This window comes from Streptomyces sp. NPDC007157 (assembly GCF_040634235.1).
Lineage (GTDB): Bacteria > Actinomycetota > Actinomycetes > Streptomycetales > Streptomycetaceae > Streptomyces.
In genome coordinates, this window is sequence record NZ_JBEYFE010000024.1 from 133,270 (window position 1) to 154,359 (window position 21,090).

19 protein-coding genes are annotated in these 21,090 nt (G+C 70.8%); 4 read left to right on the forward strand and 15 right to left on the reverse strand.

Going from position 1 to position 21,090, the window contains the following annotated elements; all coding sequences use genetic code 11:
- The first annotated feature begins 89 nt into the window (after positions 1-89).
- A complete protein-coding gene (locus ABZ642_RS34910; RefSeq protein ID WP_360491673.1) occupies positions 90-815 on the forward strand; it encodes a response regulator transcription factor in 726 nt (241 codons plus the stop codon).
- Between the two features lie 31 nt (positions 816-846).
- On the opposite strand, the gene ABZ642_RS34915 is transcribed toward ABZ642_RS34910, so the two are convergent.
- Together ABZ642_RS34915 and ABZ642_RS34920 are read right to left on the reverse strand one after the other, a co-directional pair.
- Positions 847-1,854: a TauD/TfdA family dioxygenase gene (locus ABZ642_RS34915; protein WP_360491604.1), complete on the reverse strand. Its 1,008-nt coding sequence runs from the start codon at positions 1,852-1,854 to the stop codon at positions 847-849.
- Between the two features lie 113 nt (positions 1,855-1,967).
- Entirely contained in the window at positions 1,968-2,807 is an 840-nt protein-coding gene (locus ABZ642_RS34920; protein WP_360491607.1) for a winged helix-turn-helix domain-containing protein, read from the reverse strand.
- A 64-nt stretch (positions 2,808-2,871) separates the two neighbouring features.
- On the opposite strand from ABZ642_RS34920, the gene ABZ642_RS34925 reads away from it, so the two are divergent.
- Positions 2,872-4,347, forward strand: a complete 1,476-nt coding sequence (locus ABZ642_RS34925) for an MFS transporter (protein WP_360491610.1) — start codon at positions 2,872-2,874, stop codon at positions 4,345-4,347.
- Between the two features lie 22 nt (positions 4,348-4,369).
- On the opposite strand, the gene ABZ642_RS34930 is transcribed toward ABZ642_RS34925, so the two are convergent.
- Positions 4,370-5,551 (reverse strand): pyridoxal phosphate-dependent aminotransferase, encoded by a 1,182-nt coding sequence (locus ABZ642_RS34930; protein WP_360491613.1) that lies wholly within the window; start codon positions 5,549-5,551, stop codon positions 4,370-4,372.
- Positions 5,548-6,204 carry an isochorismatase family cysteine hydrolase gene (locus ABZ642_RS34935; RefSeq protein WP_360491616.1) on the reverse strand — a complete coding sequence of 219 codons (657 nt, stop codon included), beginning with the start codon at positions 6,202-6,204 and terminating at the stop codon, positions 5,548-5,550. The genes ABZ642_RS34930 and ABZ642_RS34935 overlap by 4 nt, the downstream gene beginning before the upstream one ends.
- 141 nt (positions 6,205-6,345) lie before the next feature.
- Here ABZ642_RS34935 and ABZ642_RS34940 point away from each other — a divergent pair, with 141 nt between their 5' ends.
- Together ABZ642_RS34940 and ABZ642_RS34945 are read left to right on the forward strand one after the other, a co-directional pair.
- Entirely contained in the window at positions 6,346-8,214 is a 1,869-nt protein-coding gene (locus ABZ642_RS34940; RefSeq protein ID WP_360491619.1) for an FAD/NAD(P)-binding protein, read from the forward strand.
- A gap of 57 nt (positions 8,215-8,271) precedes the next feature.
- A complete protein-coding gene (locus ABZ642_RS34945) occupies positions 8,272-8,682 on the forward strand; it encodes a cupin domain-containing protein (protein WP_360491622.1) in 411 nt (136 codons plus the stop codon).
- Between the two features lie 46 nt (positions 8,683-8,728).
- Here ABZ642_RS34945 and ABZ642_RS34950 read toward each other — a convergent pair whose 3' ends face one another.
- The 11 genes from ABZ642_RS34950 to ABZ642_RS35000 all read right to left on the reverse strand — a co-directional run bounded on the left by ABZ642_RS34950 (position 8,729) and on the right by ABZ642_RS35000 (position 20,161).
- Entirely contained in the window at positions 8,729-9,625 is an 897-nt protein-coding gene (locus tag ABZ642_RS34950; protein WP_360491625.1) for a LysR substrate-binding domain-containing protein, read from the reverse strand.
- A complete protein-coding gene (gene leuD / locus ABZ642_RS34955) occupies positions 9,622-10,230 on the reverse strand; it encodes a 3-isopropylmalate dehydratase small subunit (protein WP_360491628.1) in 609 nt (202 codons plus the stop codon). The genes ABZ642_RS34950 and leuD overlap by 4 nt, the downstream gene beginning before the upstream one ends.
- A gap of 15 nt (positions 10,231-10,245) precedes the next feature.
- Positions 10,246-11,646 (reverse strand): 3-isopropylmalate dehydratase large subunit, encoded by a 1,401-nt coding sequence (gene leuC / locus ABZ642_RS34960; protein WP_360491631.1) that lies wholly within the window; start codon positions 11,644-11,646, stop codon positions 10,246-10,248.
- Positions 11,647-11,946: 300 nt separating this feature from the next.
- Positions 11,947-12,987 (reverse strand): TauD/TfdA family dioxygenase, encoded by a 1,041-nt coding sequence (locus ABZ642_RS34965; RefSeq protein ID WP_360491634.1) that lies wholly within the window; start codon positions 12,985-12,987, stop codon positions 11,947-11,949.
- A gap of 5 nt (positions 12,988-12,992) precedes the next feature.
- Entirely contained in the window at positions 12,993-14,132 is a 1,140-nt protein-coding gene (locus ABZ642_RS34970) for an aspartate kinase (RefSeq protein ID WP_360491637.1), read from the reverse strand.
- Positions 14,129-15,172 carry an aspartate-semialdehyde dehydrogenase gene (locus tag ABZ642_RS34975; protein WP_360491640.1) on the reverse strand — a complete coding sequence of 348 codons (1,044 nt, stop codon included), beginning with the start codon at positions 15,170-15,172 and terminating at the stop codon, positions 14,129-14,131. The genes ABZ642_RS34970 and ABZ642_RS34975 overlap by 4 nt, the downstream gene beginning before the upstream one ends.
- A complete protein-coding gene (locus ABZ642_RS34980; RefSeq protein ID WP_360491643.1) occupies positions 15,169-16,161 on the reverse strand; it encodes a DMT family transporter in 993 nt (330 codons plus the stop codon). The genes ABZ642_RS34975 and ABZ642_RS34980 overlap by 4 nt, the downstream gene beginning before the upstream one ends.
- Before the next feature lie 36 nt (positions 16,162-16,197).
- On the reverse strand, positions 16,198-17,136 hold the full coding sequence (locus ABZ642_RS34985) for a transporter substrate-binding domain-containing protein (RefSeq protein WP_360491646.1): 939 nt from the start codon (positions 17,134-17,136) through the stop codon (positions 16,198-16,200).
- Positions 17,137-17,263: 127 nt separating this feature from the next.
- Positions 17,264-18,610 (reverse strand): methylaspartate mutase, encoded by a 1,347-nt coding sequence (locus ABZ642_RS34990; RefSeq protein ID WP_360491649.1) that lies wholly within the window; start codon positions 18,608-18,610, stop codon positions 17,264-17,266.
- Positions 18,607-19,071, reverse strand: coding sequence for a cobalamin-dependent protein (locus ABZ642_RS34995; protein WP_360491652.1), 465 nt, complete (start codon positions 19,069-19,071; stop codon positions 18,607-18,609). Before ABZ642_RS34995 ends, ABZ642_RS34990 begins: the two co-directional genes overlap by 4 nt.
- Before the next feature lie 190 nt (positions 19,072-19,261).
- The gene (locus tag ABZ642_RS35000) at positions 19,262-20,161 is read right to left on the reverse strand and encodes a LysR family transcriptional regulator (protein ID WP_360491655.1); all 900 of its coding nucleotides are present in this window, start codon (positions 20,159-20,161) and stop codon (positions 19,262-19,264) included.
- Positions 20,162-21,090: the final 929 nt, after the last annotated feature.

Below are 21,090 nucleotides of genomic sequence, written 5' to 3' on the forward strand. Positions count from 1 at the left end.
ACGCACGGACCGGGGCCCGCCGCACGCCGGCCCCGGTCCGCCTGTCCGTGGCGCAGGCTGTCCAGTGAGAAAGGAGACAGCGCGTGGAGATGACCGTGCGCGGCACCGAGAACGGCCGCGTCCTGCTGTACGAGCCGGAGGCCTCCGACGTCAGCGTCCTGCTCGCCGACGCCGATCCGGTGTCCCGGCACGTTCTGGCGGGGGCATTGGACGGAGCCGACCGGATCAAGGTGCTGGGCACCGCCGACAGCGGCCGGCCGCTGCATCGCTGGCCCCTGGACGGAGTGGACGTCGTCGTGCTCGCCGACGCCTTCCGGCCCCGGCCGGCCTCCCTCGTGCCGGAACTGGTGCACAAGGGGGTGCGCGTCGTGCTCCTCGACACGCGGTGGACGGCGCGCACCGTCGGGGACGCGCTGGCCGCGGGCTGCGCGGGGGTACTGGTCAAGGACGCCGCGATCGGACGGCTCGCAGCCGCCGTGCGGGCGGTGGCCGTCGGATACGTCGTGGTGTCGCCGGAGTTGGTGGGCCTGTGCCCGCCGGCGGGTCGCGCGACCACGACCGCTCCCGCGCTCCCGCGCGGCGACCGCTCGGTCGGCCTGCGTCTGCGCTCCCTGACCGAACGTGAGCGCGAGGTGCTCACGGTGCTCGCGGAGGGCATGTCCACACGCGAGGCGGCCCGGCGGCTGAAGGTCACGCCGGCGACCGTCAAGAGCCATGTGTCTCACGCGCTGACGAAACTGTCCGTGCGCAACCGCCTGGAGGCGGTCCTGCTGATGCGCCAAGCGCTCGACGAGGACCGCCCACCCTGGTCGTGACGGCGCGACGTGGACCGGCGCGCCCGGGACGTCAGTCGCCCACGCGTCCGCGCACCCCGTCCAGCCAGCGGTCCGCGTGCCGCTCGGCGGCGGCCTCGTCGCGGAAGGCGTACGTCTTCAACAGCCAGCGCTGCCGCGCCCGCGCCGCATCGTTGATCTCCATCTTGTCGCGGCTGTGCAGCCCGTCCTGGTTGGCGAAGACGAACAGGTCACCGGTCCGGATGCGGTGACGGGTCTTGTCCGCGCGCACCAGCGCGTCCTTGAGCGCCAGCAGCGCGTCCTTCGCGGACTCGGGAGCGCCCGGCGCGGCCGTCGTGCACGTGTCCAGGTAGCGGAAGCTGTGGTGGTTCTCCAGGATCGGGTGGACCTCGGAAACGGTCAGTTCCTTGTTGTTGTCCCGCGAGAACACGTCGAACGGCGTGACGAACTGGGCCGTCCTGAGCTGTCGCTGTTCCTCGTCCGTCAGATGCGCGAGCAGGTCACGACCGTCGACGAACCCGGTGTAGATGAACTCGCCTTCGGGGCAGTACATGCCGAGCAGCGAGATGAAGTCCGCCCGCACGGGGTGGGCCGTACGGTCGTTGTGGTAGACGAGTTCGCTGTCGCTGAATCCCGTCTGCATCCCGCTGTAGCGGTTGATGGCGACGACGTCGGTGAAGAAGTCCCCGTTGAAACGGGTGGCGTAGGACAGCAGCGGAGTCTTCACCAGCTGGGCGAAGAGCTCCAGGAACGCCTCGCCGATGAACGTCTTCTTCCGCGCGTGCTTGTCCGCGACCGGGTCATCCAGGTCCAGCAGCGGGATGTCCTCGTCCAGCGGGCAGTTGCGCAGTACGTGCGCGTCGGAGGCGCCCGTCGTCCGGTCGTGGTGGACGCGGGCACAGACGTCGGCGAAGAAGGCGGGCACCTCGTCCCGTGCGATCAGGTCGCCGACGGCACGCGAGAAGCCCTCGTAGTCCTCGTACGGGTTCTTGGCCACGGAGCGCAGCACCGCGGTCAGTTGCTCGCGCTCGGGCCCGGACAGTTCGTAGATGGGTTCCATACCCCGAGCCTCGCTGCCGCGCCGCAGCCGCACATCGGCCTTCGGAGGAGGCTCCGTCCACCGCGTCCGCCGATGTCGTACCGCGCCTCCACCGAAGTGGAGGCCGGGCCCGCTCACCCGACCACGAGCCCCAGAGTCCGCTCCAGGCCGAGGGCGCCCTCGTCCGTCAGATGCACCACGCGCGGCGCTGCGCCCCAGCGCACCCAGCCGAGGTCGAACAGACGCGCCGTGAGGGCCGCGCCGAGCCCGCCCGCGAGGTGGTGCTGGTGCTCGCTCCAGTCGACGCAGTAGCGGACCGCAGGCCGGCGCGGTGGCAACCGGCGTGTGTCCACGCCCAGTTCGGCGAGGATCGACGGGCCCTCGTCGGAGAGTTCGTAGACGATGTCGCGGCCGTACGACGACGGCCGGTCCCGTACGGCCTCGGCGGGCCGGTGGATGCCGTCGTGGCCGGTGAGCACCCCGAGGTCGAGCAGCGACTGCATCAGGGCGACGCCGAGCCGTCCGGCCAGATGGTCGTAGCAGGTGCGGGAGCGGTGCAGGGCGTTGGTGCGACTGCTCTGCTTGAGGGACGTGATGGCCAGCGGCGGGGCGATCAGGGCGAGGGCCTCCAGCGCGGCGCTCACGTCCGGCCCGAACAGTCGGTAGTAGCGGTGCCGGCCCCGCGCCTCGACGGTGACGAACTCTCCCTCGACCAGCTTGGCGAGGTGCGCGCTGGCCGTGGCGGCGGTGATCCCCGCCTCACCGGCCAGCGCGCTCGCCGGCAGGGCGCGGCCGTCGGCCAGGCATTTCAGGATGCGGGCGCGCGAGGGATCGGCGATGAGGGCCGCGGCGCGGGCGATGTCGGTCTGGTGCTTGAGCGGCGCACCGGGGTGTTCATCGGATGCGGGGCCCGGGCGTCGTGACGCGCCCGCGCCGCGGGCGGACTTCCCCGTGGTACGGCTGGTGTTCGGCATGACACCACCGTACGACAACGACACTTCGTCATGTGGCGAAGTATCCGGCGTCGAAGCTGGTGCCATGACCACCACCGACCTCACCCCCGAAGACGGGCAGGCCGTCGCACCGCGCGCCGCTGCCGTCTCCTCGCCCGCCCCGGCCGGCCGGCCCGCCCTCTTCCTGCCCCCGCTGATCGCCCTCAGCCTCGGCTACTTCCTGGTGATGCTGGACGTCACCGTCGTCAACGTCGCCGTCCCCGAGATCCGCACCGCCCTCGACACCGGGCCCTCGGCCCTCCAGTGGATCGTCGACGGCTACAGCACCGTCTTCGCCGGGCTGCTGCTCCTGGGCGGCGGGCTCGCCGACCGGCTCGGCCACCGCCGCATGTTCCTCACCGGGCTCGGCGTCTTCACCGCGGCCTCCCTGGTCTGCGGCCTGGCCGGTGGCCCCGGCACCCTGATCGCCGGACGCCTCGCCCAGGGCGCCGGCGCCGCCCTGCTCGTGCCCGCCTCGCTCGCGCTGCTCCAGGCCACCTACCCCGACCGCGCGGTGCGGGCCCGGGCCATCGCCGTGTGGGGCGCCGTCGCGTCGATCGCGTTCGGCGCCGGGCCCGCGGTGGGCGGCCTTCTCGTCTCCGGGCTCGACTGGCGCTCCGTGTTCTGGCTGAACCTGCCGGTCGCCGCGCTCGCCGTCGCCCTGACCCTCCGCCATGTCCCGGCCACCGCCCGCAAGACGCCCGTCCGCCGCATGGACCCGGCCGGCCAGGTGCTCGGCATCGTCGGCCTCGTCGCCCTGGCCGGCGGCCTCAACGAGGCCGGCTCACACGGCTGGACCTCCCCGCTGGTCCTGGCGGCGTTCGGGACGGGCGCGGCCTGCCTGACCGCCTTCGCGCTGGTCGAACGCACCCTGGAAACACGCGAACGGGCCGGACGCGGTCGCCGTGCGCCACTGCTGCCGCCGTCTCTGTTCCGCTCGGGAGCCTTCACCGCGACCGCCGCGATCGGCCTGCTGATCAGCCTCGGCTACTACGGCATGCTCTTCCTGACCACGCTCTACTTCCAGCAGGAGCGCGGCTTCACGGTCCTGGCCACCGGCCTGGCCCTGCTGCCGTCGGTGTGCATGGGGCTCGTCGCGGCCCCGCTCTTCAGCCGGCTGGCCGCCCGCACCGGCCCCTACGTCCCGATGGCCGGCGGGCTCGCCCTGGGCGCCGTGGGCTTCCTCGGCTGGCTGACCGCCCGGCCCGACACCCCGTACCCGGTCCTGCTGTTCGCCCTGATCGCCACCGGGCTGGGCCAGACCATGACCGCCCTCGCCGCCACCGCCGCCATCATCGAGACCGCTCCCGTCTCCGGCGCGGGCGTCGCCTCCGCAGTCTTCAACGTCGCCCGGCAGGTCGGCAGCGCCGTCGGGGTGGCCCTGTTCGGCACGCTCGCCGCCGCGGCGGGGGACTTCACCTCGGGGCTGCGTCTGTCGGCGGGCATCGCGGCGGCGGCGTTCGCCGTCGGCGCCGTGCTGGCCGTGGGCGTCCGGCGTCGTGCTTCCGGACGCACCACGTGACCCGCGGCCTGCGCGCTGGCCGTCAGCCCCGGCCGGCCAGCGCCCGCGCCATGCCGTCCAGCGCCGCCTGCAGCACCTTCGGCGACGTCGCGAACGACAACCGGACGAAGCCCTCACCGCCCGGCCCGAACGCCGAGCCCGGCATCACCGCCACTCCCGCCTCCCGCAGCAGCCACCGCGCGAACGACGCCGAGTCCGCGAACCCCGTGCCGCGTATGTCGGCGAAGGCGTAGAACGCGCCATCGGGCGGCGAACAGGACACCCCCGGCAGCGAGTTCAGCCCCTGCACGATGAGATCCCGGCGGGCCGCGTACTGCGCGGTCATCCACTCGACCGGCTCCTGCGAGCCGGTCAGCGCGGCGATCCCGCCCCGCTGCACGAACGACGCCGTGCAGCCCACCGTGTGCTGCTGCACCTTCAGCAGTTGCGCCATCAGATCGGTGGGCCCGGCCGCGTAGCCCAGACGCCAGCCGGTCATCGCGTAGCCCTTGGAGAAGCCGTTCACCGTGATGGTGCGGTCGGCGCAGCCCGGCTGCGCGGCCAGGCTGAGATGGGCGCGGCCGTCGTAGAGGATCTTCTCGTAGATCTCGTCCGAGATCAGCAGGACGTCGTGCTCCTGCGCGAACCGGGCGATCACGGCCGCCTCCTCGGCGGTCAGTGACCGGCCCGTGGGATTGTTCGGCGAGTTGACCAGCAGCGCCTTCGTCCGCGGGGAGACGTGCCGCTCCAGCAGTTCCGCCGTGATGCGGAAGCTGTCCGCGCCGTCGAGGGCGACCTGCACGGGCCGCGCGCCGATCAGCCGCGCCATCTCCGTGTAGCTGACCCAGCTCGGCGTCGGCACGAGCAGCTCGTCGCCGGGATCGAGCACCGTCACCAGCGCGGCGAACAGGGCGTGCTTCGCCGACGGCGTGACGACGATGTCGGTGGCCGCGTCCGCCGCGATCCCGTTGTCCCCGGCGAGCTTCGCCGAGACTGCTCGAAGCAGCGCGGGCAGCCCGCGGCTGGGCGTGTAGTGCGTGAAACCGTCGCGCAGCGCGTCGACCGCCTCGTCCACGACATGGCCGGCGGTGTCGAAGTCCGGCTCACCGCCGCCCAGGTCCACCACCTCCAAGCCCTGCGCGCGCATCCGCGCCACCATGTCGAAGACCGCGTACGTCGCCGACTCCTCGACGGCGTGGAAACGGGCCGCGGCTCGGGCCCTCATGACCGGGCGTCCTGTCGCTCGGCGGCGGAGACCGGCCGCGCGGCAGGCAGCGCCTCGGCGACCGTGGTGACCGTCGAGATCCGGGACAGGATCTTCAGCGCGGCTTCGTGGATATCGGCGTCGCCCGCCAGAGTCGCGTCCTCGAGGACCCGCACGCGGTAGTCCCGGTCATGGGCGGCCTGCGCGGTGGTGAGCACCACCAGCTCCGTGGAGACGCCGGTGAGCAGCAGCGTGTCGATGCCCGCCGTGCGCAACAGCACCTCCAGGTTCGTGCCGTGGAACGGGCTGATGCGGTGTTTGACGACCACCGGTTCCCCGGGCCGCGGCGCGAGTGCGTCGTGCACCCGCGTCGCCCAGGAACCCAGGACCAGACGGCCGTCGTCCTTCGCCTTCTCGAAGACCGGGGACCCGGCCGGCCACTCCGGGTACCCGGGGGAGAAGCCGACGACGACGTAGATCACCGGTATGTCCGCGGCGCGGGCCCGCCGGATCGCGTCGGCGGCCCTGGCCAGGACACCGCGCTCACGCGCTTGCGCGCCGTAACCGTCGGCCGCGTACTTGCCGTTCGGATGGACGATCTCGTTGATGAGGTCCAGTACGAGCAGCGCGGGGCGCTCGCCCGGGCCCTGCTGCGGTGTCCCAGTCCAGTCCATTTTCTTCTCTTTCCTTCCGCTCGTGAATTGCATGAGAAACACTCATGCAATGAATCAATGAATCAGTGTTGAACCCGGATGTCGAAGCTCCTACCTTCGAAATGCAAGAGGACGGAAATCCGATTCCCGGAAGGGGTACACATGAAGGTGGCAATCGTCGGCAGTGGTCCGCGTGGAGTCTCCGTCCTGGAACGCATGGCGGCGCGCCTCGCCGACGGTCCGGTCCACGAGGCCGTGGAGATCTACCTCATCGACTCCCACCGGGTCGGCACCGGCCGCATCTGGCGCACCGACCAGCCACGGTGGTTCCTGATGAACACCGTCGCCGACGAGGTCTCCGCGTTCTCCGGGCCTCCCGACGGCGGTCCCGCCAGACCCGGTGCCGGCCCTTCGCTCGCCCAGTGGTGGAGTTCCGTCGACCCGGAATACCCAGGGCCCAACAGTTATGCACCGCGCGCCCTCCACGGACGCTATATGCAGTTTCTTCTCGACGCGATCGGAAAGAATCTCCCCGAAAGCGTGCGGCTGATTCCCGTGCACGCGACGGTGGACGCGCTCCAGCGCACCGGCGACGGATACCGGCTCACCCTGCGCGGCGGCACCCACCTCACCGCCGACCGCGTCGTGCTGACCACCGGACACACCCGCCCCGAACTCACCGGCAACCAGCGCCGCCTCGCCGCCCACGCCGCCCGCCATCCCGGCCTGCGCCACATCGCGGGGGACAGCGCCGCCGACATGCCCCTGGACGAGATACCCGCCGGGTCGGCGGTCGGCGTCCTCGGACTCGGCCTGTCCTTCTACGACGTGATGGCCGCGCTCACCGAGGGCCGCGGCGGACACTACGACGAGGACGCCGGCCGGCTCGTCTACCGGCCCAGCGGCAGCGAACCCGTCATCGTGGCCGGCTCCCGCAGCGGGATGCCACTGCCCGCCCGCGGCCGCAACCAGAAACACCACGACCACCGTCACCACCACGTGCTGTTCACCACCGAACGCATCCTGGCCCGCGGCCGCCACGGTGCGCTCTCCTTCGCCGAACACGCCCTGCCGTGGCTGCTCGCCGAGGCCGAACTCGTCTACTACGCCACGACCCTGACCGCCCGCGGGGAGCCGGGGAAGGCCGCCGCGTTCGAGGCGGAGGTCGTCGCCGCCGCCGAGAGCGGCGTACCCGACGTCCCTGCCGTCGCCGCCGGATACGGCCTCGCCGACGTCCCCCGTATCGACCTGGACGCCCAGGCCCGCCCCTTCGCCGGCCGGCACTTCGCCGGACCCGAGGAGTTCACCCGGGCCCTGACCGACGCGGTGGCCCAGGACCTGGTGCACGCCGACGCCGGCAACGTCGACGACCCGCTCAAGGCCGCCCTCGACGTCATCCGCGACTCCCGTGCCGTGATCCGCTCGCTCGTCGACTTCGCGGGCCTGACTCCCGTCTCGCACCGAGAGGAGTTCCTCGGCTGGTACGTCCCGCGCAGCTCCTTCCTCGCCGCGGGGCCACCGCGCAGGCGGCTGCGGCAGGTCGACGCCCTGCTGCGCTGCGGCGTCCTGCGCGTGGCCGGCCCCGACACCCGCATCCGCCCGCACCCCTCGGGACGCTTCGCGGTCCACTCGCCCTACGTGGGCGGCTCCGAGGTCCTTGTGGACACCGTCGTCGACGCCCGCGTCCCCACGCCCGACATACGTCTCGACCCCCACCCCCTCACGCGCAGCCTGCGCGACAAGGGCATCTGGACGTCGTACGTCAACCACGGCACGGACGGAGACCGCTTCGACACCGGCGGCGTCGCCGTGACCGGCGCCCCCTTCCACCCCGTGGACCACACCGGCCGGCCCGACCGCGGCCTGTACGTCCTCGGCATCCCCACCGAGCACACCCGCTGGTTCATGCAGGGCGGCAGCAGCAGACCCGGCTTCTGGACGGACTTCGTCCAGAACGCGGACGCCGTCGCCGCGGACGTCACCGCCCCGGCCATGGCTCCCACGCCCCCGCTCCCGGCCCGAACCGGCTGACCCGCACGACGAACCCGCCCCTGTCCCACACCCCGCCCCCGGAAAGCGAGCACACCGATGTCCGTCGTCACCCGCCCCGCCGCCCCCACCGCCTCGCCCCAGAAACGCCAAGTGACCGTCCTGCGCGACATCTTCGACCCCGTCGGGCTGGACGCCCTGCCCTGGGAGCGCTGGGAGGAACCCGGTCGCGTCGGCGTCGACCTGCACCGCCTCTACCTGACCGACGGCGCCGACCCGGGCGCCGCGATGATCACCCGCATGGCCCCCGGCGCCCACGGCGACCTGCACGAACACCTCGGCTACGAGCTCATTCTCGTACTGGAGGGGGAGCTCCTCAACGACAACGGCGACTGCTACCGCCCCGGCGACCTCGTCATCGAGCAGCCCGGCAGCGTCCACCAGGTCAGCACGGAGACCGGCTGCACCGTGCTCGGCGTCCGGCACGCGCCGACCCGCCTCGTGACCTGACCCCCCGCCCGTCGGCCCAGAAGCCCGCGGCCTACGGGCACCCCGGCTACACAGCAACGGGAAGCCTCCTCCAGTCACTGCGCAGCGCCAGGGACCGGGCCGCGTGCACGAAGGCCCCCACCACCGGGGACCCCTCGACGCCCGGACGCGTACCGATGCCCAGATGCCGCACGACCGCCGGGGACAGCGGCACCAGCCGCACCTCCGGCAGTGCCGGCGGCAGGGCCAGCCAGGGAATGACCGTCATGCCGAGCCCGGCGGCGACCATCGCGAGCAGCGCGTTGATGTCCCGCACCTGATGGCTGACCTCGGGCTCGAGGCCAGCCGTACGGAACGCGGCACGCACCATCGTCTCGACCCCGCCGACCGGCATCAGAAACGGCTCTCCGGCCAGCTCACCGATGCGCAACTCCCGCTGGGCGGCCAGTGGATGGTGCTCCGGAAGCACCGCGAACATCTCGTCCTGCAACAGCGGCGCCGTGACCAGACCCCGCTTGGGCAGCGACACGATGCCCAGATCGACGCCACGTCCGCGCAGCCACTGGGCGATCTGCACATCGCCGCCCTCCCGCAGCTCGATCCGCAGCCGCGGATAGCGCACATGCAGCTCCGACAGCAACGCCGGAAGCAGCCGTGCCGCGAAGCTCTGACTGGTGCCTATCCGCAAGGTGCCCTCGGGTTCGGCGTCCGTTCCGCGCACCGCCCGCCGCACCCGGTCCGCCTGCGCCACCACGCCCCGCGCGGGCTCCAGGGCACGGCGCCCGGCATCGGTGAGCTCCACACCGGAGCGGTCCCGCACCATCAGGGTCACCCCCAGCTCGGTCTCCAGACCGGCGATGGCGTGACTGACGGCGGACTGACTGACGCCCAGCGCACGGGCGGCGTTGGTGAAGGTGCCGGTGTCGGCGATCGCGACGAACGCGGCGCACTGGTTGAGCTTCACGACGCCACCGTCACAGGAGCGCGCGTCACCGGCAGCGCGGGGCGGCGCCCGGCCTCGTAGCGGGCGATCTCCGCCTCGTACCGCAGGGTGTCGGCGATGCCGTCGAGGCCGCCCAGCAGCCTGGACCGGACGTCCGGGTCGATGTCGAAGGCCTGGACGAGACCGGCGCACCGCACTTCCCGGCGCTCCAGGTCGACCGTGACCGCGACCCGCGGATCACCCTCCGTCAGCTCCCACAGCCGCTCCACCGCCTCGGCCGGGACGACGACCGCGAGCAGGCCGTTCATCAGCGCGTTGCCGCGGAAGATGTCACCGAAGCGAGGGGCGAGGACGGCCCGGAATCCGAAGTCCCGCAAAGCCCATACCGCGTACTCGCGCGACGAACCCGTGCCGAAGTCCTGACCGGCCACCAGGACGCTGGCGCCCGCCCGCTCGGGCCGGTCCAGGACGAAGCCGGGCTCGGCCCGCCAGTCGGCGAACAGCGCGTCCGCGTGCCCGGTGCGGCGGGTGCTCGCACAGAACCGCACGGGAATGATCTGGTCGGTGTCGACGTCGGTGCGGCGCAACGGGACGGCCGTACCGGTGTGCACGGTGAACTTCTCCATGACGGGCCTTTCGTCTCACAGATCGGCGGGCGAGGACAGGCGTCCGGTGACCGCGGTGGCCGCGGCCACCGCCGGCGACACGATGTGGGTGCGCGATCCGCGGCCCTGCCGGCCCTCGAAGTTGCGGTTGTTGGTCGAGGCGGCGCGCTGCCCCGGCAGCAGCCGGTCCTCGTTGAGAGCCGCACACATCGAACAGCCCGCGCCCGCCCGGAAGTCGGCGCCCGCCTCCGCGAACACCCGGTCCAGGCCCTCTTCGACGGCCTGTCGCCGCACCCGCGCCGACCCGGGCACGATCATCATGTGCAGGCCGTCCACGACCTTGCGGCCCCGCAGCACGTCCGCGGCGGCCCGCAGATCCTCGATGCGGCTGTTGGTGCACGACCCGAGGAAGACGGTGTCCACCGCGACGTCCCGCAGCGCCGTCCCCGGCGTCAGATCCATGTAGGCCAGCGCGCGTTCCGCCGCGTCGCGCTGCGCGCCCGGGGCGAAGTCGGCGGGCGCGGGCACCCGTCCGTCCAGCGGGACGCTCTGCGCGGGATTGGTGCCCCACGACACATGCGGACTCAGGGTGCGCGCGTCCAGGGTGACCGCCTTGTCGAAGACGGCGTCGTCGTCACCGGCCAGGCCGCGCCAATGGGCGACCTCGCGCTCCCAGTCGGCGCCGTGCGGCATCCCCGGGCAGCGGGCGAGGTAGGCGAAGGTCGTCTCGTCCGGGGCGACCATCCCGGCACGCGACCCGGCCTCCACCGACATGTTGCACAGCGTCATCCGCGCTTCCATCGACAGCGCCCGCACACCCTCACCGCGGTATTCGATGACGTGCCCCTGCCCGCCGGCCGTGCCCACCTGGGCGATCAGCGCGAGCACCAGGTCCTTGGCGCTCACCCCCGCCGGAAGGACGCCGTCCACGGTCACGGACATCTGCTTCGGCGGCCGCATCGGCAGCGTCTGGGTGGCCAGCACGTGCTCGACCTGACTGGACCCGATGCCGAACGCCAGAGCACCGAAGGCGCCGAGAGTGGTGGTGTGCGAGTCGCAGCACACGATCGTCATCCCCGGCCGCACCAGACCCAGCTCGGGCGCGATGACATGCACGATGCCCTGGTCCCGGTCCCCGAAGCGGTGCAGCGGAATCCCGAACTCGGCACAGTTGGAGCGCATCAGCTCCGCCTGCCGGCGGCCCTCACGGTCCTTGATGACCCGGTCCAGGGCCAGCGTCGGCGTGTTGTGGTCCTCGGTGCCCACCGTAAGGTCCGGCCGGCGCACGGTACGGCCCGCCGCGCGCAGCCGGTCGAACGCCTGGGGCGTGTTCACCTCGTGCAGCAGCTGCAGATCGATGTACATCAGATCGTCGCCGCCACTGGAGCGCCGCACGACATGGGCGTCCCACGTCTTCTGCGCCAAGGTCCTGCCCATGGTCTCCCTCACGTCGTTGCGGGTTGCTGCCGACACGTCGATCATCGGGCGCGTGGACCCCGCAGGCACCGGCCTGCGGCTGGCCACGAGGGGCCTGACCGGTCCAGGCCATCCGGCGCCCTCGCGAGGACCGCGGCCCGCCCCGGCCGCCGACCACGGGGGCGCACGAGCCCCGCCGGCCGACGGCGGACCCGGGCACGCGAAAACCCCGTGCCGCGCCGAGGGTCGCTCGGCGTGACACGGGGTTCTCAGGGGAGCCCGGCGCGCCACCGGATCGGTGCGATGGCGGGGGGCGGCCGGTCAGTAGTGCACCCGGCGGTTGTCCTCGGTGACCCGGTAGCGCACGTTCCACAGGCTGCGGCGCACGTAGGTCCGCTGCAGCCAGCGGTCCGCGCCGTCATAGCGGGCGGTGAACGTGGACCGCGCGTGCACCCCCTTGCGGTTGTTGATCAGCAGCGCCTGCCCGGGACGCAACCGGACACTGTGCGCGACCTCGCCGCACACCGTCTGCAGGGTGTCCATCGCCGCGCGGGCGCCGCTGGTCAGCGGGTGTACCCCGTTGGCGGAGATCGCGATCTCGGGATAGTCGGTGTGACCGCTGATCAGCGGCACCGGTTCCGACAGCACATCCAGGCCGCCGGCGACGTCACGGACGTAGCTGCCCGGGGCGTTGAGCCGGAACAGCGGACTGCGCAGCGTCTCCAGGACCTCGGGGGCGAGCGCCGCCGACACGTCGCGGGCATCGGCGTAGTAGGTGCCGGCGATGCCCTCGTGGTCGGCACGCAGGCAGGACAGCACCAGGAAGTCGGGGTTGGCGACGTCGTAGCGGCCGATCACGTCGTACATGATGTCGCTGTGGAAATTGAGGAAGACCTCCGAACCCTGGTTCGTCTGGGTCCGTGAACCCCCCGAGACGGGGATGACGTCGTGGATCAGCTGCCCCGCCTTCTCCGTCAGTACCCCCATCGGCTCCCCGAGCAGACCGCTCAGCCCGAGCAGCACCCCCTCGGCAACGAACGACCGCTTCTCGGTGCTGGGCCCGCCGTCGGACGGCGTGTCCGGCATCACCGGATCCACCGGGAGGTTGCTGACGAGGCTGACACCTGGCGTGTCGATGTGCCGGCCGAAGTCCATGACCTGTTGCAGCAGGTCGGTCGGCAGCGTCGCGAAGATCTGCAGCAGCCGGGCGGACGAGCGGTCGATGTCGATGTTCGGATCAGGCAGGCCGCGCAGTTGTTCGCCGAGCGCGTCCCGTACTGCGTCGGGCAGGGCGATCTCACTGAAGGTCGGCATGGCGACGCCGGCCGGGGCGGGCACTCCGTGGTCGGTGGTGGCGGTCATGTGGTTCACACTCCTTGCAGCTCGAGCAGTGGCGCGTTCGGATCGGTGCCCGCGCCGGGACGGTTCACGTGATCGTGCAGACGCTGCGTCAGATGCAGCGCGTCCTCCTCGTCGGCCGCCAGCTGGGTGACCACCTGGCTGCCGCGCACCGCGGTCACCGGCACCCCCGCGTACTCGCCGGGCGCCAGACCGTTGCGCCGCTGGAACTCGGGAAGGTCGACGAACCCTCCGGTGACCGCGACCAGCGGCCCCGCGGTCAGACGTACGACATCGATGTTGGCGCCGTGGAAGGCCGTGTACGCGCGGTCGGCGAGCTCCTCCGTCTCGTACCGCAGAGCCGCCGAACGCTGGTTGAGCACCACCGCGGCCACCGAGGAACCGGCACTGCCGATGACCGAACCCGCGGGAAACGGCGGCCTGTTGTAACGACAGACGATCTCGATCCGGTTGCGCTGCGCCAACCGCACGGCCCGACGGTGCAGCACCTTCGCGCCGTACAACGACATCAGCGCCGCCGTGTTGTACGAGACCTCGCTCAGCAGCCGCGCGCCGGTGATCAGGTGCGGGTCGGAGCTGTAGATGCCGTCGACGTCCGAATGGATCTCGCAGCGCGGCGAACCGACAGCCGCCGCGACGGCCACCGCCGACAGATCCGAACTGTTCTTGCCCAGCCAGGTCGGCCGGCCCTCCTTGTCGGCGGCCTGGCCACCCGGGACCACCACCACTTCGTGCTCACGCACGGCCGAGCGCAGCGGCTCCGGATCGGTGTGCTCCAAGCGCGCCCACATGAACGACGAGTCGGTGGTGAGCCCCAGCTGGTGCCCCGCCAGCACCGTGGAGGTACGGCCCTCCCGGTGCAGGGCAGTCGCCAGCAACTGCGCGCCCACCGTGTCGGCCAGGGTCAGCAGACCCGCGACGGTCTCGTCCTCGGGATGCGGATTCACCTTGCTCAGCCGGTCCCGGAACTGCTCCGTCTCACCGGGCTGGCCGCTCACCACGACCACCAGGCGGGTGTTCTCCTCCTCGACCCGTCGGGACAGCGCCTCGGCAAGTTGCCCGTACGCGGCCAGGGTCCGGAAGCTGGAACCCCCGAACTTCACCACCGCCGCCGGCCGCTGCGAGGAGTCCAGCGGCGGTCGCGTCACAGGGTCCCCCGGGCTATGAGCTCCTCGGCGATCTGGATCGCGTTCAGCGCCGCACCGATGGTGAGGTTGTCGGCGACCAGCCACAGCCAGAAGGCGCGCGGGTTGTTCGGGTTCACCCGGACCCGCCCGACGTGCACCCGGTACGGATCGTCGATCGTGGCGGGAGTGGGGAACTCGTGCTGCGACTGACGGTCGTGCACCGTCACCTCGGGCAGCGCGGCGAGCAACTCGACCAGCTCGGCCCGGTCCACGACACCCTGCGTCTCGATCCACACGGCCTCGGAATGGCCGTTGACGACCGGTACCCGCACACACGTGGTGGTCACGTCCAGATGAGGGATGCCGAGGATCTTGCGGGACTCCTGGAGCATCTTCTGCTCCTCCAGCGTAAAGCCGGAGTCCAGGAAACGGTCGATCTTCGGAATGACGTTGAAGGCGAGCGACGGCGAGAACTCCTTGCTGGGATACACCTCCCCGGGATGCTCCAGCGTCGCGCGGCTGGCGTTCATCAGTTCCTCGACACCGGGATGCCCCAGCCCCGAAGCCGCCTGATAGGTGCTGACCACGGCCTGGCGTACGCCGTAACGCCGTTCGACGCCCTGCAGCAGCCGCACCAGCGGAATCGTCGAGCAGTTCGGATTGGCGATCACGCCCGACTTCGGACGGGTGTCCAGCTCATGGGCGTTGACCTGCGGCACCACCAGCGGGGTGTCCGGGTCCATGCGGAAGGCGATCGTGTTGTCGATGACGATGGCGCCGGCCGCGGTGGCCTTGGGTACCCACTGCTCACTGGCCTCGGTGCCGGCGGAGAAGAACGCCAGGTCGACACCGGCGAAGTCGAACTCCTCCACCGCGTGCACCGGATGGGTCACGCCGTCCACGCTCAACTCCGTGCCGGCCGAGCGCGCGGACGCCACCAACCGGATGTCGCGGTAGCGCAGACCCCGCTGTTCGATCAGCTCGATCAGGGTGTTGCCCACGGCGCCGGTGGCGCCGACGATCGCGATCCGCGGGGCTGCGGGGTCGGTCACGAGGGTCATCGAGTGCCTCCGGTCTTGATCTCGGTCTTGGACGCGGCCACCGCACCGGCGGCCGGTGCGGGCTCCTCGGTGGGCGCGACAGGCGCCCGGCGCCCGGTGAAGGACCAGCCGAGGTTGATGCCCAGGCTCGCCGCCACGATCAGCGGAATGCCCAGGGCCTGCAGCAGACTCACCCTGTGCCCGTACACCGCCCAGTCCATGACCATCGCGACCGCCGGGTACACGAACGCCAGGACGGCGATCTTCGGGGTCGGCAGCTTCTGGTACGCGGAGTACATGAGGACGTACATCACGCAGGTGTGGATGACGCCGAGGCCCACCAGCCAGCCCCAGTCGCCGCCGATCCCCTTCATCTCGCTCAGCTGGGTGAACGGCAGCAGCAGGAAGATGCCCAGCACCAGCTGCACCAGCGCGACCAGGTGCGGCCGTACCCCGGTGACCCGCTTGGTGATGACCGTCGAGATCCCGTAGAACACCGCCGCCAGCAGGGCGTACCCCAGCCCCGTCATATAGGCGCTGTCCCCGCCGCCCGTCAGGTCGGCCACGGACACCCCCGCCACCAGGATCAGACCGATGAACGCGACCCCCAGCCAGCCGAACTTGGCAGCCGTGAGCTTGTCGCGGAAGAGCACAGCGCCCAGCAGCATCACGTAGAACGGCTGCGTGTGGTAGACGACGGTCGCCACCGAGATCGACGTGTCCTTGTAGGACTTGAAGAGGAACGCCCAGTTGAAGACGATGAAAACACCGCCCAGTGCGGCCAGGCCGAGCTTCTTCGGGGTGAAGCCGTGGTTCTTGAAGAAGCCGCGCACCAGGCAATAGAGGCCGAGCGTGGCCGTGCCGAACAGGCAGCGGAAGAAGACCACGTTGAAGGGGGACGCGCCGGACTCGATGACGAAGACGCCGATGGTGCCGGAGAGCACCATGGCGAGGGTCAGCTCGATCGCTCCCTTCGTCTCCGTGCCCGCCGACCGGGTGTCAGTACTCATGGTGAGATGCCTTTCCAAGGGGAAGGGGAGGATGGGTCAGTGGAGGGGGACGGCATACTGCAGACCGCCTCGCGTGAACAGTTCGTTGAGCCCTCGCGGCACGGCCAGACCCGTGGCCGGCCCGAGGTTGCGGTCGTAGACGTCTGCGTAGGTGCCGACGGTGGCCAGGACGCGGGCCGCCCAGTCCTGGTCGAGACCGACCGCGGGCCCATGGACGCCCGCCGTCTCAGCGGCCTGCGCGAGCGCCTTGTCCCGCTCGCCCACCTCGAGGACCTGCTGCTCGGCGGAGACCAGCAGCTGAAGCACCCACCGGCACAGACGGAACCACGCCGGATCACCGTCGCGCACGGCAGCCGCCATCGGCTCGCGGGAGATCGCCTCGTCGAGGATCCGGTGCGCCGCCGGGTCGTCGAGCGCGGCCCGCTCTCCGGCCAGGGCGACCCGGTCCAGGACGTACGCGGCACACTCACCGGCCGCGTACGCCGCGAGCGTCTCGGCCGGCGTCGCATGGGCGACCGGCTCGACGGCCAGGCCCCGACCGCCGAACCAGGCCGCCAGGTTGGCCGCGCTGGTCGTACCCGCCTGCACGGCCACCCGCCGCCCCGCCAGCTGCTCGGGACGGGTCACGCCGCTGTCGGCGCGGACGAGGAATCCTTCACCGTCGTAGCAGGTGACCCCGGTGAACAGCACCGGCAGGGACGCCTCGCGGCCCAGGGTCCAGCTCACATTGGACACGGTCAGTTCCGCATCGCCCGCGACGAGCCGCGTCAACCGGTCCACGGGATCGGAGGAAACCCATTCGACCGCCTCACCGTCACCCACGGTGGCGGCCGCCACGGCCCGGGCGACGTCGGTGTCGAGCCCGCGCCAGCGGCCGTCGGCACCGCACAGCGACAACCCACGAATGCCGCGGCTCACCACGGCACGCAGCGCACCGCGCGCCCGTACCGCATCAAGAGTGGGAGTGATCGTCACAGGATGCTCCTCGGTTGAGAACGGACATTCCGGGCGAGACTGTCGAGGGCACGGATCCGCAGGCGGCGGACTTGGCGCAGGGCCAGGGAAGGCAGACCGATCCGGGAAGCGTCACCGGTGCGCGGCATCACGACAGACCCCTTCGCCTCTCGGTCGCCGCGTACTGCAACCCCCGCAGATGACCCTGAGTCAACTGCTCACGGTCGAAACGCCGCTCGTTGAAGCCGAGCATCGTCAGCAGGCCCCTCGCGCTGACCGGCCGCGCCGAGGCGCCACGTTCCACACGCAGCGGCATCCGCCCCGGCTCCGCCCACTGCAGCATCCCCGCCGGATCGACGTAGGCCCGGGACTTGTTGGCGTTGTCCTGATGCAGGCAGTACGGCACATCCAGATGACCTCGGCCAAAGGCCCGCACCAACGCCTCGCCGACCGTCGGCGCCATCTCCAGCGTGCTGTCCACCAGCAGCCGCGCCTCCTCGTAGATCCCCGAGTCGGTCGCCACGACCTCCGGCGGACGCTCCGCCTCGTCCCGAGCGATGGACGCCGCGAACTCCAGCGCGTCGACGTTCTCGGTGATCGTCGGGATGCGGTGCGCCTCCGCCGGCGTCTTCACGATCAGCCGCTCGCTGCCGGTGCGCACGGCAAGTCGCACACTCTCCTCGAGAATCCGGTACGAACCCACCGACGTACGGGGGAAGACCCCCATGAAGGTGTAGAGCACGACATGCCAGTCGGCCTGCGCCAGCCGTTCGCCGGCCAGCCGCCGCAGCGCGGCGATCGCCTCCATGTCCTGCCCCGGATGGGTCTGCTGCGCATAACTCAACGAGATGTCGCTCAGTCCATGCTCCCGGAAGAACAACGCCTCCAGCACACTGAGAGCCACCAGCAGACTGGGCGGGCACAACTGCCCCAGCATGCAACCGCCGAAGCTCTCCAGATGCATCGGATCGGGCTGCTCCGCGATCAGCTCGCAGCACTGTGCCCAGGCCTTGACCGCCTCACTGATCGGCGCCCGGCTGTAAGGCAGGCAGTACGACACCGGCCCGCCCTCGGTGGCATCCACGCCGGCCTCGACCATCGCCCGGAACAGCGGGTACGGCAATGCCGAACCATGGCGCACCTGCACCGGGAAGTCCGGCCCCGACACCGAACCCAGCAGCTGCCGGGTGGCATCAGGACCATGGGCGACCAACGGGAACCCGTTCAGCTCGGCTCCCGTACGCAGGGCCTGACGGGCGGAGTCATGGTCGTTGACACGCGTGTAGCTGTCCAGGGTGATCGTGCCGATCGCCGTGGCTTCGGCGCCTCTCACGCCCAGCAGCCCTTCACGCATGGTGGCCAGATCCGCGAACCCCATCCGAGGCTGCACCACCAGCCGGCCCCGGGCATGCGCCCCTCGGACGTGACGCGAGAAACGTCCGCTGGGAGCGATCTGGGGCGCGTACCGCTCGGAAGCCCTGGCGGGACTGCTCATGCGGCTGCCCTCGCCGACTCCAGCGCGGGGCGCTCGGCACTGTCGAGGGAGCCCAGGAACTCCTGGAAGGCCTCGATCCCGCCGTCCGCCTCGAACACCGCGTCGAACCCGCTGAGCGCCAGCTCCTCGGCGAACACGATGTTCTCCGCTCCCCGCACCCCGAGCTTCCCGCCGATCACCACATGCAGGTCCATCAGGTCCGGCTCACTGCGGATACGGCGGATGAGCCGGAGGCCGTCGAGGTGGCCATGTCCGTTGACTGTGCTGATGATGAGCGCGTCCGGCCGCGACCTTCGGCATTCTTCGATGATGAGGTCGTCGGGCACACAAGCGCCGAGATTGGTGACCTGGGCGCCCTGCTCCTCCAGCATCAGCTGCAGGAAAACCAGATTCCACATGTGGGCGTCGGACGACACGCTCGACACGACAAACCGCTTAGCCGGGAGCATGACCTGTGACATAAAACCTCTCCTTGCCGATTACTGGGACTGCAAAACATTCTTCATGCCGTCCGACCTGGAAGTCCACAAATCCCATTCGGCTTTACAGATGGCCTTTATCGACTCCATCGATCGATAAAGCCAATACATTCATGTGCAGCATGCAGGCCGCTCATGGAATCCCGACAGTTCGCCGTTTTGCGGATGCCGTTCAGGACTCCTGGTACTCCCGGCTCAGGAAGTCGATGACCTGCTCCACGAACACGCGCCGCTCCCGCGACAGCTGCGCCCCCTTGCGCCAGGCCAGCTGCGTGAACAGCTCGAAGGGCGGCTCCCAGGCCAGCGGCACCAGCGTCCCGGCCGACAGCTCCTGGACGACCGCCATCCGCGGCAGCAGACTGATCCCGAGGCCGGCGCCGACGCCACGCTTGATGGCCTCGATGTTGCCGAACTCGAGAAAGGGCACCGGCTCGCCCGTGCCGTCGTTGAGCTCCGCCTCCAGCAGCTCCCGGTAGGCGCACCCCGCCTCCGGGGCCAGCACCGACTCCTGCCGCAGATCGTCGGTCTCCACCTTCGACGCCTCGGCGAGCCGATGCCCCGGCGATGCCACCACGACGAGCCGCTCCACGCCGAGAACCTCGCTGTGCACCCCGGAGTGCTGCGTCTCGGCCTCCATCAGGAAGCCGGCGTCGAACAGCCCCTGACGCAGCGAGTGCAGCGTCTCCGCGCACAGACTCGGTCGCAGCGCGATCTGCAGCCGGGGGTAGCGGTGGTGGAAGAACTCCAGCACCGGCGGCATCCGGTAGGAGGTGATGCTCTCCATCGTGCCGATGGTCAGCACCCCCTCGGGCTGCGCGTCCGGAGACGCAGCGCCTCGCGCCTCGTCCGCCAGGGCCAGCATCTGCCCGGCGTAGGGCAGCAGCCGCGTCCCCGCCGGGGTCAGCTTCACCTTGCCCCCGAACCGCTCGAACAGCTCGCCCCCCAGGGACACTTCAAGACTCTGGATCTGCGCAGTCACCGAGGACTGCGCGTAGTTCAGCTCGGCCGCGGCCCGGGTGAAGCTCCCCAGCGCGGCCACGCGGTGAAATGTTCGGAGTTGCCGGATGTCCATTTTGGTCTCTCCCGGAGGGGCTCGACGGAGGCGACCCGCAGTGGTCGACACCTCGAGCCTGCCGACGACCCCCCTCCGGTGGAAGAACCTTCGCCTGGCACACAGTGCCCACGACACCAATGTGTCGGACCCTCACGACCGGGTTGTGGGGATGGCTCCTGGGCGGCGGTGGCCTCGGTGGAGGCAGGTCCAGCGGGCGATACCGCTGCCGCGCCCCTGTCAACCGCGTTTCGCCCATGCAAGATGAATACCCGCGCTATCGGCGAGCTGAGTTCGCCCAGGCCATCAATTGACAGACCCGTCGCTCATTTCGCACGTATCCGAATCAGGTGATACCTCGTTGGTCATACTGGGTGCCGCCAGCCGCCGGTGGCTGTTCAGTAGTGGCACTCCCTTTCCATGGTGCTCCGGGCTTTCTCGGCGTTGCCGCTCAGGGGCGAGGACGGCTGTGGCGATCGATATCATTCGATTGCGGTTATCGGGCCCGCGATGGAGGCCCGCCCGGCTCGCCAGGAGACCACCGGGCGCGATCCGGGGTGGCGGCTTCCCGGGCCTGCCCGCTTCTACGGGTTCGTGGTCGGCGGCGCCGAACCGGCCCCCTGGCCTCGGACTGGCTGGTCGGCGCCTGGGACCAGAACTGCGTGAAGGCGCCACAATGGCCAACTTCCCGTGCTGAGATGGAAGGCGACGCCGTATGGGAGTCGCCTGCGTGTGTGGCACCACATGGCACAGGTTGCCCCGGTTCCGTCTGCGGCGCTCCGCGTGTGCGTGGGTGCGGTGGGTGTCGGTCGGGCATGGCTCCTATTCGGTTACCTGTTCCGTCGCGGTTGGCCTGGTCGGTGTCGGGTGACCGTGACCGGTTCGCGGAGGGGGCATGGGCTTGGTCTCTTCCTGGCGGGCGGGGTGGTTGCCCTGCGGGGGTACGGATG

What these genes read in the sequence shown, in the direction of transcription:
- ABZ642_RS34910 (WP_360491673.1), top strand. Translation starts at nt 90, where the DNA reads ATGACCGTGCGCGGCACCGAGAACGGCCGCGTCCTGCTGTACGAGCCG.
- ABZ642_RS34915 (WP_360491604.1), bottom strand. Translation starts at nt 1,854, where the DNA reads ATGGAACCCATCTACGAACTGTCCGGGCCCGAGCGCGAGCAACTGACC.
- ABZ642_RS34920 (WP_360491607.1), bottom strand. Translation starts at nt 2,807, where the DNA reads ATGCCGAACACCAGCCGTACCACGGGGAAGTCCGCCCGCGGCGCGGGC.
- ABZ642_RS34925 (WP_360491610.1), top strand. Translation starts at nt 2,872, where the DNA reads ATGACCACCACCGACCTCACCCCCGAAGACGGGCAGGCCGTCGCACCG.
- ABZ642_RS34930 (WP_360491613.1), bottom strand. Translation starts at nt 5,551, where the DNA reads ATGAGGGCCCGAGCCGCGGCCCGTTTCCACGCCGTCGAGGAGTCGGCG.
- ABZ642_RS34935 (WP_360491616.1), bottom strand. Translation starts at nt 6,204, where the DNA reads ATGGACTGGACTGGGACACCGCAGCAGGGCCCGGGCGAGCGCCCCGCG.
- ABZ642_RS34940 (WP_360491619.1), top strand. Translation starts at nt 6,346, where the DNA reads ATGAAGGTGGCAATCGTCGGCAGTGGTCCGCGTGGAGTCTCCGTCCTG.
- ABZ642_RS34945 (WP_360491622.1), top strand. Translation starts at nt 8,272, where the DNA reads ATGTCCGTCGTCACCCGCCCCGCCGCCCCCACCGCCTCGCCCCAGAAA.
- leuD (WP_360491628.1), bottom strand. Translation starts at nt 10,230, where the DNA reads ATGGAGAAGTTCACCGTGCACACCGGTACGGCCGTCCCGTTGCGCCGC.
- leuC (WP_360491631.1), bottom strand. Translation starts at nt 11,646, where the DNA reads ATGGGCAGGACCTTGGCGCAGAAGACGTGGGACGCCCATGTCGTGCGG.
- ABZ642_RS34965 (WP_360491634.1), bottom strand. Translation starts at nt 12,987, where the DNA reads ATGACCGCCACCACCGACCACGGAGTGCCCGCCCCGGCCGGCGTCGCC.
- ABZ642_RS34975 (WP_360491640.1), bottom strand. Translation starts at nt 15,172, where the DNA reads ATGACCCTCGTGACCGACCCCGCAGCCCCGCGGATCGCGATCGTCGGC.
- ABZ642_RS34980 (WP_360491643.1), bottom strand. Translation starts at nt 16,161, where the DNA reads ATGAGTACTGACACCCGGTCGGCGGGCACGGAGACGAAGGGAGCGATC.
- ABZ642_RS34990 (WP_360491649.1), bottom strand. Translation starts at nt 18,610, where the DNA reads ATGAGCAGTCCCGCCAGGGCTTCCGAGCGGTACGCGCCCCAGATCGCT.
- ABZ642_RS34995 (WP_360491652.1), bottom strand. Translation starts at nt 19,071, where the DNA reads ATGTCACAGGTCATGCTCCCGGCTAAGCGGTTTGTCGTGTCGAGCGTG.
- ABZ642_RS35000 (WP_360491655.1), bottom strand. Translation starts at nt 20,161, where the DNA reads ATGGACATCCGGCAACTCCGAACATTTCACCGCGTGGCCGCGCTGGGG.